Annotated in this window: 11 protein-coding genes; 7 read left to right on the top strand and 4 right to left on the bottom strand. The window is 55.1% G+C overall.

Translation table 11 applies throughout. The annotated features are described in order from the left end of the window. Positions 1–109 precede the first annotated feature (109 nt). The 7 genes from cmoM to ACTJKZ_RS07780 all read left to right on the top strand — a co-directional run bounded on the left by cmoM (position 110) and on the right by ACTJKZ_RS07780 (position 10,763). Complete coding sequence (gene cmoM / locus ACTJKZ_RS07810) at positions 110–895, top strand: tRNA uridine 5-oxyacetic acid(34) methyltransferase CmoM (RefSeq protein ID WP_013357324.1); 786 nt, start codon at positions 110–112, stop codon at positions 893–895. Then, positions 892–2,214 (top strand): chromosome partition protein MukF, encoded by a 1,323-nt coding sequence (gene mukF, locus ACTJKZ_RS07805; RefSeq protein ID WP_013357325.1) that lies wholly within the window; start codon positions 892–894, stop codon positions 2,212–2,214. Before cmoM ends, mukF begins: the two co-directional genes overlap by 4 nt. Next, positions 2,195–2,917 (top strand): chromosome partition protein MukE, encoded by a 723-nt coding sequence (mukE, locus tag ACTJKZ_RS07800; protein WP_147788446.1) that lies wholly within the window; start codon positions 2,195–2,197, stop codon positions 2,915–2,917. Before mukF ends, mukE begins: the two co-directional genes overlap by 20 nt. Then, positions 2,914–7,401 (top strand): chromosome partition protein MukB, encoded by a 4,488-nt coding sequence (gene mukB / locus ACTJKZ_RS07795; RefSeq protein WP_440829430.1) that lies wholly within the window; start codon positions 2,914–2,916, stop codon positions 7,399–7,401. The genes mukE and mukB overlap by 4 nt, the downstream gene beginning before the upstream one ends. 147 nt (positions 7,402–7,548) lie before the next feature. Further along, entirely contained in the window at positions 7,549–9,360 is a 1,812-nt protein-coding gene (gene ldtD / locus ACTJKZ_RS07790) for a L,D-transpeptidase (RefSeq protein ID WP_222924263.1), read from the top strand. 185 nt (positions 9,361–9,545) lie between these two features. Next, positions 9,546–10,094, top strand: coding sequence for a YcbK family protein (locus tag ACTJKZ_RS07785; RefSeq protein WP_010254972.1), 549 nt, complete (start codon positions 9,546–9,548; stop codon positions 10,092–10,094). A 39-nt stretch (positions 10,095–10,133) separates the two neighbouring features. Continuing rightward, on the top strand, positions 10,134–10,763 hold the full coding sequence (locus ACTJKZ_RS07780) for an MBL fold metallo-hydrolase (RefSeq protein ID WP_440829429.1): 630 nt from the start codon (positions 10,134–10,136) through the stop codon (positions 10,761–10,763). 40 nt (positions 10,764–10,803) lie between these two features. Here ACTJKZ_RS07780 and ACTJKZ_RS07775 read toward each other — a convergent pair whose 3' ends face one another. The 4 genes from ACTJKZ_RS07775 to pncB form a co-directional block, all read right to left on the bottom strand. Next, positions 10,804–11,994, bottom strand: coding sequence for an amino acid aminotransferase (locus ACTJKZ_RS07775; protein ID WP_161736084.1), 1,191 nt, complete (start codon positions 11,992–11,994; stop codon positions 10,804–10,806). Positions 11,995–12,226: 232 nt separating this feature from the next. Then, a complete protein-coding gene (gene ompF / locus ACTJKZ_RS07770) occupies positions 12,227–13,330 on the bottom strand; it encodes a porin OmpF (protein ID WP_304621843.1) in 1,104 nt (367 codons plus the stop codon). Between the two features lie 300 nt (positions 13,331–13,630). Next, positions 13,631–15,031, bottom strand: a complete 1,401-nt coding sequence (gene asnS / locus ACTJKZ_RS07765; protein WP_222924261.1) for an asparagine--tRNA ligase — start codon at positions 15,029–15,031, stop codon at positions 13,631–13,633. 156 nt (positions 15,032–15,187) lie between these two features. Further along, positions 15,188–16,393: a nicotinate phosphoribosyltransferase gene (gene pncB, locus ACTJKZ_RS07760; protein ID WP_222924260.1), complete on the bottom strand. Its 1,206-nt coding sequence runs from the start codon at positions 16,391–16,393 to the stop codon at positions 15,188–15,190. Between the last annotated feature and the right edge of the window lie 222 nt (positions 16,394–16,615).

Raw genomic sequence — 16,615 nt, 5'->3', positions numbered from 1 at the left:
TGTCCGAAAATAGAGCACCCGGAAGGGAAGATGGGGATGAAAGGTTCATTCTTCTGATGCCTGTGACAAAATAGCACAAGTCTCACCGCAGCATACCGGAGCGCATGCCATGCAGGATCGTAACTTTGACGATCTCGCGGATAAATTTTCGCAAAATATTTACGGCACCACCAAAGGGAAGATACGCCAGGCCATCCTCCGGGATGAGCTGGAGAAGATAGTGCCCGGCCTGTCACCGCACCCGCTATCGGTGCTGGATGCTGGTGGCGGTGTCGGCCAGGTCTCCAGCGGGCTGGCTGCACAGGGCCATCAGGTTCTGCTGTGCGACCTCTCTGCTGAGATGCTGCGCCGGGCCGCCGAAAATGCGGCGGCACAGGGTGTGAGCCACAACATGCAATTCAGACAAATTAGCGCGCAGCAGGTGGGCGAACATTTGGATAAGCCGGTGGATCTGGTATTGTTCCACGCTGTGCTTGAGTGGGTCGCTGAACCGGAGAAGGTGCTCAAAGCGCTGTTCGATCTGCTGCGTCCGGGGGGCGTCATGTCGCTGATGTTTTACAATCTGCACGGCCTGACATTGCGCACCTTAACGCTGGGTAACTTCGGCTATCTGCGCACCAACCTGACTAAACGCAAAAAGCGAACCCTGTCGCCTGACTATCCGCGCGACCCAGAGCAGGTCTATCGCTGGCTGGAGGCGTGTGGCTTTGTGATTGAGCAGCGTGCCGGGATCCGGGTATTCAGTGACTACATGAAACCGCCGAAAGGCGAGCCAAAAAGCGACGACGAAATTATTGAGATGGAGCGGCGTTACTGCCGTCAGGAACCCTTTTTAAGCTTAGGGCGCTACATCCATGTGACCGCGCGTAAACCGGGGCAGAAGGACGAATTATGAGTGAATTTTCCCAGACGGTACCTGAACTGGTCTCCTGGGCGCGCAAAAATGACTTTTCCCTTGCGCTGCCAGTGGAACGTCTGGCCTTTTTGCTGGCTATCGCCACCCTCAACGGTGAGCGGATGGATGGCGAAATGAGCGAAGGCGATCTGATTGACGCTTTCCGTCATGTCAGTAAAGCTTTTGAACAAACCCATGAAACCGTGTTGGTTCGTGCCAACAACGCCATCAACGACATGGTGCGTCAGCGTCTGCTCAACCGCTTTACCAGTGAACTCACCGAAGGCAACGCTATCTATCGCCTGACGCCGCTGGCGATCGGCATCACCGACTACTACATCCGTCAGCGTGAGTTTTCAACGCTGCGCCTGTCGATGCAGCTGTCAATTGTGGCCAGCGAGCTCAAGCGGGCAGCCGATGCCGCGCAGGAAAACGGTGATGAGTTTCACTGGCATCGCAATGTTTTCGCGCCGCTGAAATATTCGGTGGCGGAGATCTTCGACAGCATCGATATGACCCAGCGTCTGATGGATGAACAGCAGCAGGCGGTGAAAAACGATATCGCTGAACTGCTGAATAAAGACTGGCGCGCGGCGATCTCCAGCTGTGAAATGTTGCTCTCTGAAACCTCCGGGACACTGCGTGAACTGCAGGATACGCTGGAAGCGGCGGGCGACAAACTTCAGGAAAACCTGCTGCGTATTCAGGATGCCACGCTGGACAGCCCAGACCTGGGCTTCGTCGATAAACTGGTGTTTGACCTGCAAAGCAAGCTCGACCGTATTACCAGCTGGGGTCAGCAGGCGATTGACCTGTGGATCGGCTATGACCGGCACGTTCATAAATTTATTCGTACCGCCATCGACATGGATAAAAATCGCGTCTTTGCCCAGCGCCTGCGGGTATCGGTACAGAACTACTTCGACGCGCCCTGGGCGCTGACCTACGCCAATGCCGACCGCCTGTATGACATGCGCGATGAGGCGCTGACGCTGCGGAATGACGAAGTGATGGGCGAACTGCCGCCAGAGATGGAATACGAAGAGATTAATGAAATTCGCGAACAGCTGGCAGCGATGATTGAAGAAGCGCTGCAGGTCTACAAATCGCAACAAAAACCGCTCAACCTCGCGTCAGTGATGCGTGACTACCTGGCCCAGTATCCACGTGCCCGCCATTTCGACCTGGCGCGCATTGTGGTGGACCAGGCGGTACGCCTTGGCGTAGCGGAAGCTGATTTAGCCGGTTTGCCTGTGGAATGGCAAGCCATCAATGATTACGGAGCCAAGGTGCAGGCACATGTCATCGACAAATATTGAACAAGTGATGCCGGTTAAGCTGGCACAGGCACTGGCCAACCCGATTTTTCCCGCGCTGGACAGCCAGTTACGCGCCGGACGCCATATCGGAATTGAAGAGCTGGATAACCACGCTTTTCTGATGGACTACCAGTCATTTCTCGAAGAGTTTTACACCCGCTATAACGTTGAGTTAATTCGTGCGCCGGAAGGCTTTTTCTATCTGCGTCCGCGTTCAACCACGCTGATTCCGCGTTCTGTGCTCTCTGAGCTGGACATGATGGTTGGGAAAATTCTCTGCTACCTCTATCTCAGCCCGGAACGCCTGGCTAATGAGGGAATCTTCACCCAGCAGGAGCTGTATGACGAACTGCTCTCGCTGGCCGACGAGAACCGTCTGCTGAAGCTGGTTAATCAGCGTTCAACCGGTTCGGATCTGGATCGCACCAAGCTGCAGGAGAAAGTGCGCGCCTCTCTGAGCCGCCTGCGCCGTCTTGGGATGGTGTGGTTCTTCGGCAATGACAGCAGCAAATTCCGTATCACGGAATCGGTGTTCCGCTTTGGTGCCGACGTGCGTGGCGGTGATGATGCCCGTGAAGCGCAGCTTCGCCTGATTCGTGATGGCGAAGCCATGCTACTGGAAAATGCGACTGCACCGATCGACACAGATGAAAGTGAAGGGCAGGAAGGCGACAGTGAGAACGCAGAGGAAGAACAGGCATGATTGAGCGCGGAAAGTTTCGTTCGCTTACGCTGATCAACTGGAACGGTTTTTTTGCCCGTACCTTTGATCTTGATGAACTAGTGACCACACTGTCAGGCGGTAACGGTGCGGGTAAGTCCACCACCATGGCGGCATTTGTCACCGCACTGATCCCCGATTTAACACTGCTGCACTTCCGTAACACCACAGAAGCGGGCGCGACGTCGGGATCCCGTGATAAGGGTCTGCACGGTAAATTGCGGGCCGGCGTCTGCTACTCAATGCTGGACGTAGTGAACTCACGCCATCAGCGTGTGGTGGTCGGTGTCCGTCTGCAACAGGTGGCCGGACGCGACAAAAAAGTCGATATCAAGCCGTTCAGTATCCACGGTCTGCCAACCGACACTAATCCGACCGATATGCTGACGGAAGTGCTTAACAGCCGTCAGGCACGCGTCTTACCGCTGAATGAGGTAAAAGAACGGGTTGAGGCACAGGAAGGCGTGCAGTTCCGCGCTTATAACTCGGTGACGGATTATCACGCTATGCTGTTTGATCTGGGCGTGGTGCCGCGTCGTCTGCGCTCTGCCAGCGATCGCAGCAAGTTCTATCGCCTGATTGAAGCCTCGCTCTATGGCGGTATCTCCAGCGCCATCACCCGATCGCTGCGTGATTACCTGCTGCCTGAAAACAGCGGCGTGCGTAAAGCGTTCCAGGATATGGAAGCTGCGCTGCGCGAGAACCGCATGACGCTGGAGGCAATCCGCGTTACCCAGTCCGACCGCGACCTCTTTAAGCATCTCATCTCCGAGGCGACCAGCTACGTGTCGGCTGACTATATGCGTCACGCCAATGAGCGCTGTGGACATCTCGACAGCGCATTACAGCTGCGCAATGAGCTGTTCAGCAGTCGTAAGCAACTCGCCACCGAGCAGTATCGTCACGTGGAGATGGCGCGCGAGCTGTCAGAGCACAGTGGTGCAGAAAACGATCTTGAAGTCGATTATCAGGCCGCCAGCGATCACCTGAACCTGGTGCAGACGGCGATGCGGCAGCAGGAGAAGATTGAGCGCTACGATGCGGATATCGAAGATCTGACGCTGCGGCTGGAAGAGCAGACCGAAGTGGTTGCCGAAGCGCGCGAAATTCAGGAAGAGAATGAAGCGCGTGCTGAAGCGGCTGAGCTGGAAGTGGATGAACTGAAAAGTCAGCTGGCCGATTTCCAGCAGGCACTCGACGTTCAGCAAACGCGCGCCATCCAGTATCAGCAGGCCTTGCAGGCGCTGGAACGCGCCCGCACGCTGTGCCAGCTGCCCGATCTGACTATCGATAACGCGGCAGAATGGCAGGAGAGCTTCCAGGCTAAAGAGGAAGAAGCGACAGAACGCCTGCTGCGCCTGGAGCAGAAGCTGAGCGTGGCCGAAGCCGCGCACAGCCAGTTTGAACAGGCGCTGGCGCTGGTGACCAGCATTGCCGGTGATGTGACCCGTCAGGATGCCTGGCAGACCGGCCGCGAACTGTTGCGTGATGCCAGCAATCAGCGTCATCACGCCGAACAGCTCTCGTCGCTGCGTCTGCGGCTCAATGAGCTGGAACAGCGTCTGCGTGAGCAGCATGAGGCGGAGCGACTGCTGGCCGAATTCTGCAAGCGTCAGGGACAGCATTACGAAGCCGATGCGCTGGCTGGCCTGCAGCAGGAGCTTGAAGCGCAGATCGAACAGCTGAACAGCAGCGTCTCGGACGCCGGTGAGCAGCGCATGATGATGCGTCAGGAGCTGGAACAGCTGCGCGAACGCATCACCAGCCTGACAGCCCGTGCGCCACACTGGCTGGCGGCACAGGAGATCCTGACGCAGCTCAGTGAACAGACCGGTCAGGCGCTGAACAGCAGCCAGGACGTTACCGAATTTATGCAGCAACTGCTGGAGCGCGAGCGTGAAACCACCGTCGAGCGCGACGAAGTGGCGGCACGCAAACGTGATATCGAGCAGCAGATTGAGCGGCTCAGTCAGCCGGGCGGGGCGGAAGATGCGCGCCTGACCCAGCTGGCGGAACGCTTTGGCGGCGTATTACTCTCTGAGATTTATGATGATGTGACCCTGGATGATGCGCCGTACTTCTCGGCGCTCTATGGTCCGTCACGTCATGCAATCGTGGTGCCGGATCTCTCCCGCGTGCGTGAGATGCTGGATGGTCTGGAGGAGTGCCCGGAAGATCTCTACCTGATCGAGGGTGACCCGCAGTCATTCGATGACAGTGTCTTCAGCGTTGATGAGCTGCAGAATGCCGTTGTGGTGAAAGTGGCAGAGCGTCAGTGGCGCTACTCCCGCTTCCCGAAAATCCCGCTGTTTGGCCGCGCAGCGCGCGAAAATCAGCTGGAGCTGCTGCACCTTGAGCGCGACAAACTGGCTGAGCGTTACGCCACGTTGTCGTTCGATGTGCAGAAAACGCAGCGTCTGCATCAGTCATTCAGCCGCTTTATCGGCACGCATCTGGCCGTTGCCTTTGACGCCGACCCGGAAGCGCAGATCCGTCAGCTGGGCGCGCGTCGGGGTGAACTGGAGCGGGCGCTGAATCAGCATGAGAGCAATAATCAGCAGCAGCGTCAGCAGTATGAGCTGGCGAAAGAGGGCGTATCGCAGTTAAACCGACTGCTGCCACGCGTCAACCTGCTGCTGGATGACACGCTGGGCGATCGCTGCGAAGAGATCCGTGAGCAGGTCGATGCGGCTCAGGACGCGGCGCGCTTCCTGCATCAGCATGGCGCGAAGCTGGCGAAACTGGAACCGATCCTCGCCGTATTGCAGAGCGATCCGGAACAGCACGAGCAGTTACAGGCAGATTATCAGCAGGCGCAGCAGCAGCAGCGCAACGCGCGTCAGCAGGCCTTTGCGCTGACAGAGGTGGTGCAGCGTCGCGCCCACTTCAGTTATGACGACTCCGCCAGCATGCTCAACGGCAACAATGACCTTAGCGATAAGCTGCGTCAGCGTCTTGAGCAGGCTGAGGGTGAACGCAGCCGCAGCCGCGATCGCCTGCGTGAACATCAGGCGCAACTGACGCAATATGCGCAGGTGCTGGCTTCGCTGAAAAGCGCTTATGACGCCAAGCGCGACATGCTGAAAGAGTTGCAGCAGGAGATGCAGGACATTGGCGTCCAGGCTGACAGCAGCGCAGAAGAACGCGCGCGCGTTCGCCGCGATGAGCTCTACACGGCACTGAGCCACAATCGCGCCCGCCGCAATCAGCTGGAGAAACAGCTTACCTTCTGTGAAGCGGAGATGGATAATCTGCAGAAGCGCCTGCGTCAGCTGGAGCGTCAGTATCATCAGGTGCGTGAGCAGGTGGTCAGTGCAAAAGCGGGCTGGTGTACCGTCCTGCGTCTGGTGAAAGAGAATGGCGTTGAGCGTCGCCTGCATCGTCGTGAACTGGCTTACCTGAGCGGCGATGAGCTGCGCTCGATGTCGGATAAAGCGCTGGGTGCATTGCGTCTGGCGGTGTCGGACAACGAACATCTGCGCGACGTACTGCGGCTGTCGGAAGATCCAAAACGTCCTGAGCGTAAGATTCAGTTCTTTATTGCGGTCTATCAGCATCTGCGCGAGCGTATCCGTCAGGATATTATTCGTACCGACGATCCGGTCGAAGCGATTGAGCAGATGGAAATCGAACTGAACCGTCTGACCGAAGAGCTGACCGCGCGTGAGCAGATGCTGGCGATCAGTTCACGCAGTGCGGCGAACATCATCCGCAAGACGATCCAGCGTGAACAGAACCGCATCCGCCAGCTCAACCAGGGTTTGCAGACTGTCAGCTTTGGTCAGGTCCGCAGCGTGCGGCTTAACGTGAACGTCCGTGAAACCCACGCTATGCTGCTGGATACGCTGTCAGAAGAGCATGAGCAGCATCAGGATCTGTTCAACAGCAACCGCCTGACCTTCTCTGAGGCACTGGCGAAGCTCTATCAGCGACTTAACCCGCATATCGACATGGGTCAGCGGACGCCGCAGACCATCGGTGAGGAGCTGCTCGACTACCGCAACTATCTGGAGATGGAAGTGGAAGTGAACCGGGGTTCCGATGGCTGGCTGCGTGCAGAAAGCGGTGCGCTCTCAACGGGTGAGGCGATCGGTACCGGTATGTCCATTCTGGTGATGGTGGTACAGAGCTGGGAAGAGGAGTCCCGTCGTCTGCGCGGCAAAGATATTTCGCCATGCCGACTGCTGTTCCTTGATGAAGCAGCACGTCTGGATGCACGCTCCATCGCCACACTGTTTGAACTCTGTGAGCGACTGGAGATGCAGTTAGTGATTGCCGCGCCGGAGAATATCAGCCCGGAGAAAGGCACGACCTACAAACTGGTACGTAAGGTGTTTAATAACACCGAGCATGTGCATGTGGTCGGTCTGCGGGGTTTTGCTGCCGATCCTTCGCCGGTGCGTGCGGGAAGTGACGCAGATGCGCTGCCCGATTTAACCGCTGAAAATTCGCAGGCGGAAACGTAGTCAAAAACTGAACCATTCGTTAATCTGGTTACGGCATTTGTCGCATGAGGCAAATGCCGTTTTTGTTTGTATACTCACATGATGAGTCACGGCGCGGTCGCAGTGGATACAGGGAACACTGCGAAGTTGAAAAACAAGGGGGCAGGGATGTTGCTGGTAAAAAAATTAAATCATCATCGCGTTCTATCATTGTTAGCGCTGGCGCTAACCGTTGTTCCATTTACGCTACCGCAGGCCGCTGTCATCGCCGCTTTGCCCGGGACAACGCAGGCGGCTATCTCCGTTTCCGAAAGTCAGCAACGCATCCGGCAGGCGTTTTCCAGCGCCGATCAGCCGTTTTATCTGGCACCGCTGGCGACGCTCTATGCATCCCGCCATATGCAGCCGCTCTGGCAGGATGCTCAGGCGGTGCAAAAATTTCAGCAGCAGCTGGCTGAAGTGGCGCTTTCAGGTGTTCAGCCACAGTTCACGCGCTGGATTGAGCGTCTGACGAATCCGGCTATTACCGGCTTTGCCCGCGATGTCGCGCTCTCCGATGCAATGCTGGGTTATCTGCAGTTTGTTTCAAATGTGCCGACACAGGGTGAAACGTGGCTCTACAGCAACGTTCCTTACAGGCTGACACAGCCGTCGATCGCGGTCGTGAATCAGTGGCAGAACGCGGTCAATGCGGGTTCTGATAACACGTTTATTGCCTCATTACAGCCGCAGCACCCACAGTATCAGCCTATGCACGCCGCGCTGAAAACGTTGCTCAGCGATAAGCAGCCCTGGCCACAACTGAAAAGCAGTGAAACCCTGCGTCCCGGCCAGGTCAGTGATGACGTTCCAGCCCTGCGTGAAATTTTGCAGCGCAGCGGCATGTTAACGGCACAGGTTAACGCGCCCGCACCGGATGACGATGCGGTGCCTGTCGCGCCGTCGCCGGTGACGCACAGCGACCAGCCTGTCGCGGTGAGTCCTTCCGCTACGCCAGTCACTAATCTGCTTACGCCATCACCGCAGTCACCGGGTAATGTCCAGGGTCAGACGCTGGAAGGGAATACCGCCAATGTCTATGACGAGACGCTGGTGGCCGGTGTGAAGCGTTTCCAGCATTGGCAGGGACTGGATGGCGATGGCGCTATCGGTGCCAGAACACGGCAGTGGCTTAACGTCTCTCCGCAGATGCGTGCTTCTCTGCTGGCGCTGAATATTCAGCGCCTGCGTCTGCTGCCGGACGATATGCACAACGGCATCATGGTGAACATCGCCAACTATTCGCTGATCTATTACAACAACGGCAACAAAATTCTTTCATCGCGCGTTATCGTCGGTCGTCCCGATCGTAAAACGCCACTTATGCGCAGTGCGCTGAATAATGTCGTGCTTAACCCGCCGTGGAATGTGCCGACAACCCTGGTGCGTAAAGACATCATTCCAAAGGTGAAGCAGGATCCAACCTATCTTTATAAGCATGGGTATACCCTGCTGTCAGGCTGGAGCGCAGATGCTGAAGTAATTGATCCCAGCATGATCGACTGGCGCATGGTCACCGCCTCATCGTTCCCTTACCGATTGATTCAGGCCCCGGGCGTGGCGAATGCGCTGGGCCGGTATAAATTTAATATGCCGAGTTCAGATGCGATCTACCTGCATGACACGCCAAATCATAACCTGTTCCAGCGTGATATCCGTGCGCTCAGTTCAGGTTGTGTGCGGGTGAACAAAGCGTCTGAGCTGGCAGGCTTATTGCTGCAGGATGCGGGCTGGAACGACTCCCGAATTTCCAGTACGTTGAAAGAGGGTGACACCCGCTATGTGCCGATTCGCCACCGCATTCCGGTCAATCTCTATTATCTGACGGCGTGGGTCGCTGATGATGGCAAACCGCAGTTCCGCACAGATATTTACAATTATGATGACACCGCCCGTTCGGGCAGTCAGGCTCTGAGTCGGGCCGAGCAATTACTGCTCTAGTAATTGATTTTAAATCGTTCCCCGCAAATCCTTATTAAAGAAAAATCTTATCAAATGGCGATCCCTCAGAGGATCGCCTCGCAAACTCATGGCAGATGGGTTGACGCTTCTCTGAGAGAAAGTTATGGTTCGGCCTGTGCGCTTTTTGCACATTTCTATGGCTCCACTCTCAGGTAAACCGTTACATGTCTACTATTGATTCTTTTCGTCGCAAACTACTGCTGTGCGGTAGTGCCGCCGCCGGACTGGCATTATTGCCAGCTTCTGCAAGGGCCTCGCTTTCAACGTCTCGCCCGCGTGTATTGATGCTTAATAATCTTCACACCGGTGAAACCCTTAAAACTGAGTTTTTTAATGGTAAGAGTTACGACAAGGATGAGCTGTCACGATTAAATCATTTTTTCCGTGACTATCGCGCCAACAAAGTGAAAAGCATCGATCCACATCTGTTTGACCAGATTTTTCGCCTGCAGGCGCTGCTGGGTATGCGTAAACCGATACAGCTGGTTTCTGGCTATCGTTCACTGGCAACGAACAACATGTTACGTGAGAGCGGTCCGGGAGTCGCGAAACACAGCTATCACACCAAAGGCCAGGCGATGGATTTTCATATTGAAGGCGTTTCGCTGGCGAATGTACGCAAAGCGGCGTTATCTCTGCGTGCGGGTGGTGTAGGATATTATCCCCGCAGTAACTTTGTACATATTGATACCGGTCCGATCAGGCACTGGTAATGACACCGGCAACGCTGCGTGAGCCGGTCATGGAGCGTTATGAATTACCACATTATTCCTGTTACCGCTTTTGCCCAGAACTGCTCAGTTATCTGGTGCGACACGACTCGCGAAGCCGCACTGGTCGACCCAGGCGGCGATGCCGGACTGATCAAACAAACGCTGGAACAGCTTAAACTTAAACCCGCTCAGATTCTGCTGACACATGGACACCTTGATCATGTCGGGGCCGCTGTTGAACTGGCAGCATTTTATCAGATTCCGATTGTCGGACCGCAAAAGCGCGATGCCTTCTGGCTTGAAGCGCTGCCAACTCAGAGCCGGATGTTCGGACTTGACGAGTGCGCGCCGTTTACCCCCGATCGCTGGCTGGAAGAGGGAGAGAGCGTGCAGGTCGGGCTGATCACGCTGGACGTTCTGCACTGCCCGGGACATTCACCTGGCCATGTCGTGTTCTTTGACCGGTCAGGACGATTACTGATTTCAGGCGACGTGATTTTTAATGGTGGTGTTGGGCGTACTGACTTCCCACAGGGCGATCATCAGCAGCTCATCGAGGCTATCCGCACAAAATTACTGCCGCTGGGCGATGATGTGACTTTTCTTCCCGGTCACGGCCCGATTTCTACGCTGGGGCATGAACGCATCAGTAATCCTTTCCTGCAATAAAAAATGGGCCAGCAGGCCCATTTTTGTTTCGTCGACAGCGTTACAGCACCGCGACAATCGCTTCGCACAGCGCCGACATATTGTCTGGCGTCATGCCCGCCACATTCACCCGCCCTGAGTTCACCGCGTAGACGCCAAACTCTTCACGCAGGCGAATCACCTGGTCTTTGGTCAGGCCACTGAAGGAGAACATACCGTTCTGCTTAATAATAAAGCTGAAGTCGCGCTGTGCGCCTTTTTCCGCCAGAGTATTTACGAAGAGCTGACGCATGCGCTGAATGCGCTGACGCATGTCCGACAGCTCCTGCTCCCAGATGGTACGCAGGGTATCATTGCCCAGAATGGTGGCGACGATGGCGGCACCATGTGCAGGCGGATTGGAGTAGTTCGCGCGAATGGTGTACTTCACCTGACTGAACGCGGTATCTGCCACGCTCGCATCGGCGGCAACCAGCGTGATGGCACCAACACGTTCGTTATACAGACCGAAGTTCTTGGAGTAAGAGCTGGCGACGATCAGTTCCTGATGCGAGGCGGCAAATATGCGCAGGCCTTCTGCATCTTCATCCAGACCACGGGCAAAGCCCTGGTAAGCGAAGTCGAACAACGGCAGCCAGCCATTGGCCTGTGACAGCTGCGCCAGCTGTTGCCACTGCCCGGCGGTCGGGTCGATACCGGTCGGGTTATGGCAGCAGCCGTGGAACAGCACCACGTCGCCTGGCTGAACCTGTTTCAGTGACGCCAGCATGCCATCGAAATCCAGCGTATGGTTTGCCGGGTCGTAATAGTGGTATTCACAGACCTCAAGACCGGCAGCCTTAAACACGTTGTTGTGATTTGGCCAGCTTGGATTGCTTATCCAGACCCGCTTCACCGATGTTTGCGTGGCGAGGAAATCGGCTGCAACGCGTAGCGCACCTGTACCACCCGGTGTCTGAGCCGTGCGGGCGCGGCCAGCGGTGATTAGCGGACTCTGGTTGCCGAACAGCAGGGCCTGCGTGCAGCGGGCAAAATCCGCCAGCCCATCAATGCTGAGATAGTTTTTGGTGGTTTCATTTTCCAGCAGGTATTGCTCAGCTTTTTTAACACTGGTCAGTACCGGGGTCTTGCCGGTTTCGTCTTTATAAACGCCGATACCCAGATTGATTTTTTCAGGGCGGTCATCAGCACGAAACAGATCGGCCAGTCCAAGAATAGGATCGGCGGGTGCAGCAGAGATCGATTCAAACATGTGTCAGGTCCATTAGCGTGAACTTTAGCAAGAGGGCTCTCAGGTTAGCGTCCGGCCAGACAAATGCCAACCGTTTGCGAGACAAATTCATACATTTTGCAGTGTGGATTGCGCGACGGAGAAAGGTAGTGATTAAAGCGGGGTAACGGCTCGGGGCAAAACGCACCTGTTGGGAATAGCAGTCATAAAAAACGGGGCCGTAGCCCCGTTTTTCAACATGTTTAAAGCGGAATTAGAACTGGTAAACCAGGCCAACACCAACCACGTCGTCTGTGTTCAGACCCAGACGGTTGTTGTCATCCAGCTGGTTGATCTGATAGTCCACATAGGTAGACATGTTTTTGTTGAAGTAGTAAGTCGCGCCAACGTCGATGTATTTAACCAGGTCAGCATCGCCCACGCCTTCAATGTCCTTGCCTTTAGACTGCACGTAAGCAACGGAAGGACGCAGGCCGAAGTCGAACTGGTACTGTGCAACCAATTCAATGTTCTGAGCCTTGTTAGCGAATGCAGTGGTGGTGGTGCCAGGAGCAATTGTTAAGTCAAATGGCGTTGAGTTACGGGTTTCACCGTAGTAAGCAGCCAGGTAAACATTGTTCGCATCATATTTCAGACCAGTTGCCCAGTTTTCAGCGCGTTTGCCCTGACCAACAACTGTACCGTTAGCAGCAACACCGGCTGCCTGTGCATCAGTACGATCGCTGCTGCTATAAGCACCAACAACACCTACGCCGATTGGTGAAACGTAAGAGGTTGAGAGACCCCAGCCGTCGCCGTTAGCACGACGAATGTCACTACGCTCGTTTTTGCCCTGATACTGAACTGCGAAGTCCCAGCCATCTACCAGACCAAAGAAGTTGGTGTTGCGGTAGGTCAGCAGGCCGGTGCTACGACCGTTCATGAAGTTATCTGAGTATCCTGAGTCGCCACCGAACTCTGGCAGCATATCGGTCCAGCCGATTGCATCGTAAACCACACCGTAGTTACGGCCGTAGTCGATTGAGCCAGCATCACCGAATTTCAGACCCGCAAAGCCCAGACGGGTTTTGTTGTTATTCTGTGCGTCGGAACCTTCAGAGTTGTTAGCCTGAATGTTGTATTCCCACTGGCCGTAACCGGTCAGTTGGTCATTAATCTGAGTTTCACCTTTGAAGCCGAAACGAACGTATGACTTGTCGCCATCGCTGCCATCGTTATCAGAGAAGTAGTGCAGGCCGACTGCTTTACCGTACAGGTCCAGTTTGTTGCCGTCTTTGTTATAGATTTCTGCAGCGTTTGCTGCGCCGGCGGCTAACAGAGCAGGGATAACCACTGCAAGAATATTGCGCTTCATCATTATTCATTACCCTCATTGGAGTTATTTGTACACCTGCCACTGCCGTCAGGAAATCTTTACAGAACCCTGAGCGAAGTTTGGTGTCTTCCTGTGTCTGCACGCATCTTTCCATCCCACCCGCCGTAATTCTAGCGCTTAAATGCTACTAAACTCGTAATCTTGTTTCAGTAAGAAAATATGTATTACAAAATGTAAAAAATACGGAACTTTGTGAGAGAACTCAAAATTTACAAAAATAAAAAAAGGCCGGCAGTGCCGACCTCTTTATATATATGAATTTCTTATATTTAATGCTGAATTTTAGAAACTTGCATTGCGTGGCGTGCGCGGGAAGGGGATAACGTCCCTGACATTTTGCACGCCAGTCACATAGGCGATTAAACGTTCAAAGCCCAGTCCGAAACCTGAATGTGGCACAGTACCGTAGCGACGCAGGTCACGATACCACCAGTAATCTTCTTTATTCAGACCCATCTCTTCCAGACGCGCATCCAGGACATCCAGACGCTCTTCACGCTGTGAACCGCCGATGATCTCACCAATGCCTGGCGCCAGAACATCCATCGCCGCCACGGTTTTGCCATCCTCGTTCAGGCGCATATAGAACGCTTTAATGTCTTTCGGATAGTTTTTCACCACCACCGGCGCTTTAAAGTGTTTCTCGGCCAGGTAACGCTCATGCTCTGAGGAGAGATCGATACCCCAGGAAACCGGGTTTTCGAAGGTCTGACCGCAGTTCATCAGGATCTCAACCGCGTCGGTGTAGTCGACCTGGGCAAAATCGGTGGTAATGAAACGCTGAAGACGCTCAACGGCATCTTTATCCACGCGCTCAGCGAAGAACGCCATGTCATCGGCACGCTCTTCCAGCACCGCGTTGAAGACATACTTCAGCATTGCTTCGGCCAGTGCAGCCGCATCATCCAGTGAGGCAAAGGCGATTTCCGGCTCCAGCATCCAGAATTCCGCCAGATGGCGGCTGGTGTTGGAATTCTCTGCGCGGAACGTCGGGCCGAAGGTGTAGATCTTCGACAGGGCGCTGGCATAGGTTTCGCCGTTCAGCTGACCGGAAACAGTCAGGAAGGCTTCTTTGCCAAAGAAATCTTCGCTGAAGTCGACTTTGCCCTGATCATTACGCGGCAGGTTTTCCATATCCAGCGTCGAGACACGGAACATTTCGCCAGCACCTTCGGTATCGGATGCAGTGATCAGCGGAGTGGAAACCCAGAAATAGCCATTTTCATGGAAGAAGCGATGCAGCGCCTGCGCCAGAGTATGGCGAACGCGGGCGACCGCGCCAATCAGGTTAGTGCGTGGACGCAGGTGTGCCACTTCGCGCAGATACTCGATGCTGTGACGCTTCGCCGCCATCGGGTAGCTGTCCGGATCTTCTACCCAGCCGACGACTTCCAGGCTGGTCGCCTGAATTTCAAACGCCTGGCCCTGACCCGGCGACGCCACCACTTTACCGGTCACGATGACGGAACAGCCCGTGGTCAGACGCAGCACTTCATCCTGATAATTATTCAGAGAATTATTGACGACAGCCTGAACGGGATTAAAGCAGGAGCCGTCATAGACAGCGATGAAGGAAAGACCGGCTTTGGAATCTCTTCGGGTACGCACCCAACCACGTACGGTGACTTCACTGTCAACCGCGACGCGACCGTGCAGTACGTCCGCTACAGGCACTACGCTCATAAATATCTCTCTATATAGAAGAAGTGAGTTAAAAGTTGCCCCATCCGGGGTTTTGCTATGTTACTTGTGAGTCTTCAGGAAACAAGCAAAATTCAGGGGGAAAGCGGATTTATTACAGCAGAGGCGGGGCGCATCAACGCCCCGATAAGAAGAGGTTTAACTCGCTTTTTTCACCAGCGGCAGATCAAAGGCTTTTCGCAGCGCTTTGACAAAAGCCTTATCCTGGCAGATGGTTTTGCCCGGGCTGTCTGAAAGTTTCGCTACTGGCTTGCCGTTGCACTGCACCAGCTTGATAACGATGTTCAGTGGCGTTACGCCCGGAATATCGCAGGTCAGGCGGGTACCGATGCCGAACACGACATTCGTCCGCTGACCAAAGTGGCGATAAAGCGCCAGCGCTTTGTCGAGATTTAAGTTGTCAGAAAAGACCAGATGTTTACTTTGCGGATCGATACCCAGCTTCTGATAATGAGCCAGTGCTTTCTCGCCCCATTCAACCGGATCGCCGGAGTCGTGACGCAGCCCCTGGTAGCGGCGGGCAAACATCGGACCGAAATCGCGCAGGAACGCATCCATCGCGATGCAATCGGTCAGCGCGATACCCAGCTGATCGTCATACTCGTCCAGCCAGGCCTGCAGCGCAGCACGCTGACTGTTGGCGAGAACCGGGCTGATTTGCTGGAAGGCCTGGAACCACTCATGCGCCTGAGTACCGACCGGCGTCAGAGACAGACGGCGCGCCAGATCATAATTACTGGTGCCAATCAGCCACGGAAAATCCTGTTTCAGTGTGGAGACAATCGCCTGCTGCACATCCTGCGAATAGCGGCGACGGGTGCCGAAATCCATCAGGCGGAAGCGCGACATATCCAGATCCGCTACCTGCGTCTTAAAGTCGCCGAGTTTCTGATGCAAATGGTCGATCGCCTGCTGAGTGGTGACCTGCGGCGTGCGATGTCGATGCACAATCTCACTGATCAGCGCCAGTAGCGGCACCTCCCACATGATCACCTCCCGCCACGGCCCCTGGATACGAAGTTCCAGTTTGCCATGGTGATTGCGCACCTCAACCTGCTCCGGGTTATAGCGGAACTGGCGCAACCAGCTGAGATAATCCTGCCGGAAGAAGGGCAGGCGGGATAACCAGGTCGCTTCATCATCAGTCAGCGCCAGGTGTTGCATGGCAGTAATCGCGTCACGAATTTCGTCAGCGTAGAGACCCAGTAGTTCGTCGCCGCGGCAGCGAAACTCCGCCGCCACCGTTACGTCATGATAGCGGTGGAAAACGGCCTGCTGCATATGGAGTTTATAGGCGTCCGTATCCAGCAGGGAGGTCAGTATCGGGGAAGCATGTCCTGTCATGGCGCGTTTCAGCATCCTGTTCGGTGGCGCAGTGCCCGGTGTTGTACACAGTCATAAAGACGCAAAAGTATAATTCACTATCTGAAGCCGATCACAGCATATTTCAGTCGGGCGGGTCGAGGCCAATCTGTGCCTTTGTTAACAAAGTGTAGCCATTTCACCCTTTAGGTGCATTGTGCGTGGCAAGCTTGTAGTAACAAGCTTAGACTTTGCCGGTAAACT

Source organism: Pantoea sp. 22096 (genome assembly GCF_052045955.1).
Taxonomy (GTDB): Bacteria; Pseudomonadota; Gammaproteobacteria; order Enterobacterales; family Enterobacteriaceae; genus Pantoea; species Pantoea alfalfae.
This window is presented reverse-complemented; position numbering and strand designations above follow the sequence as displayed.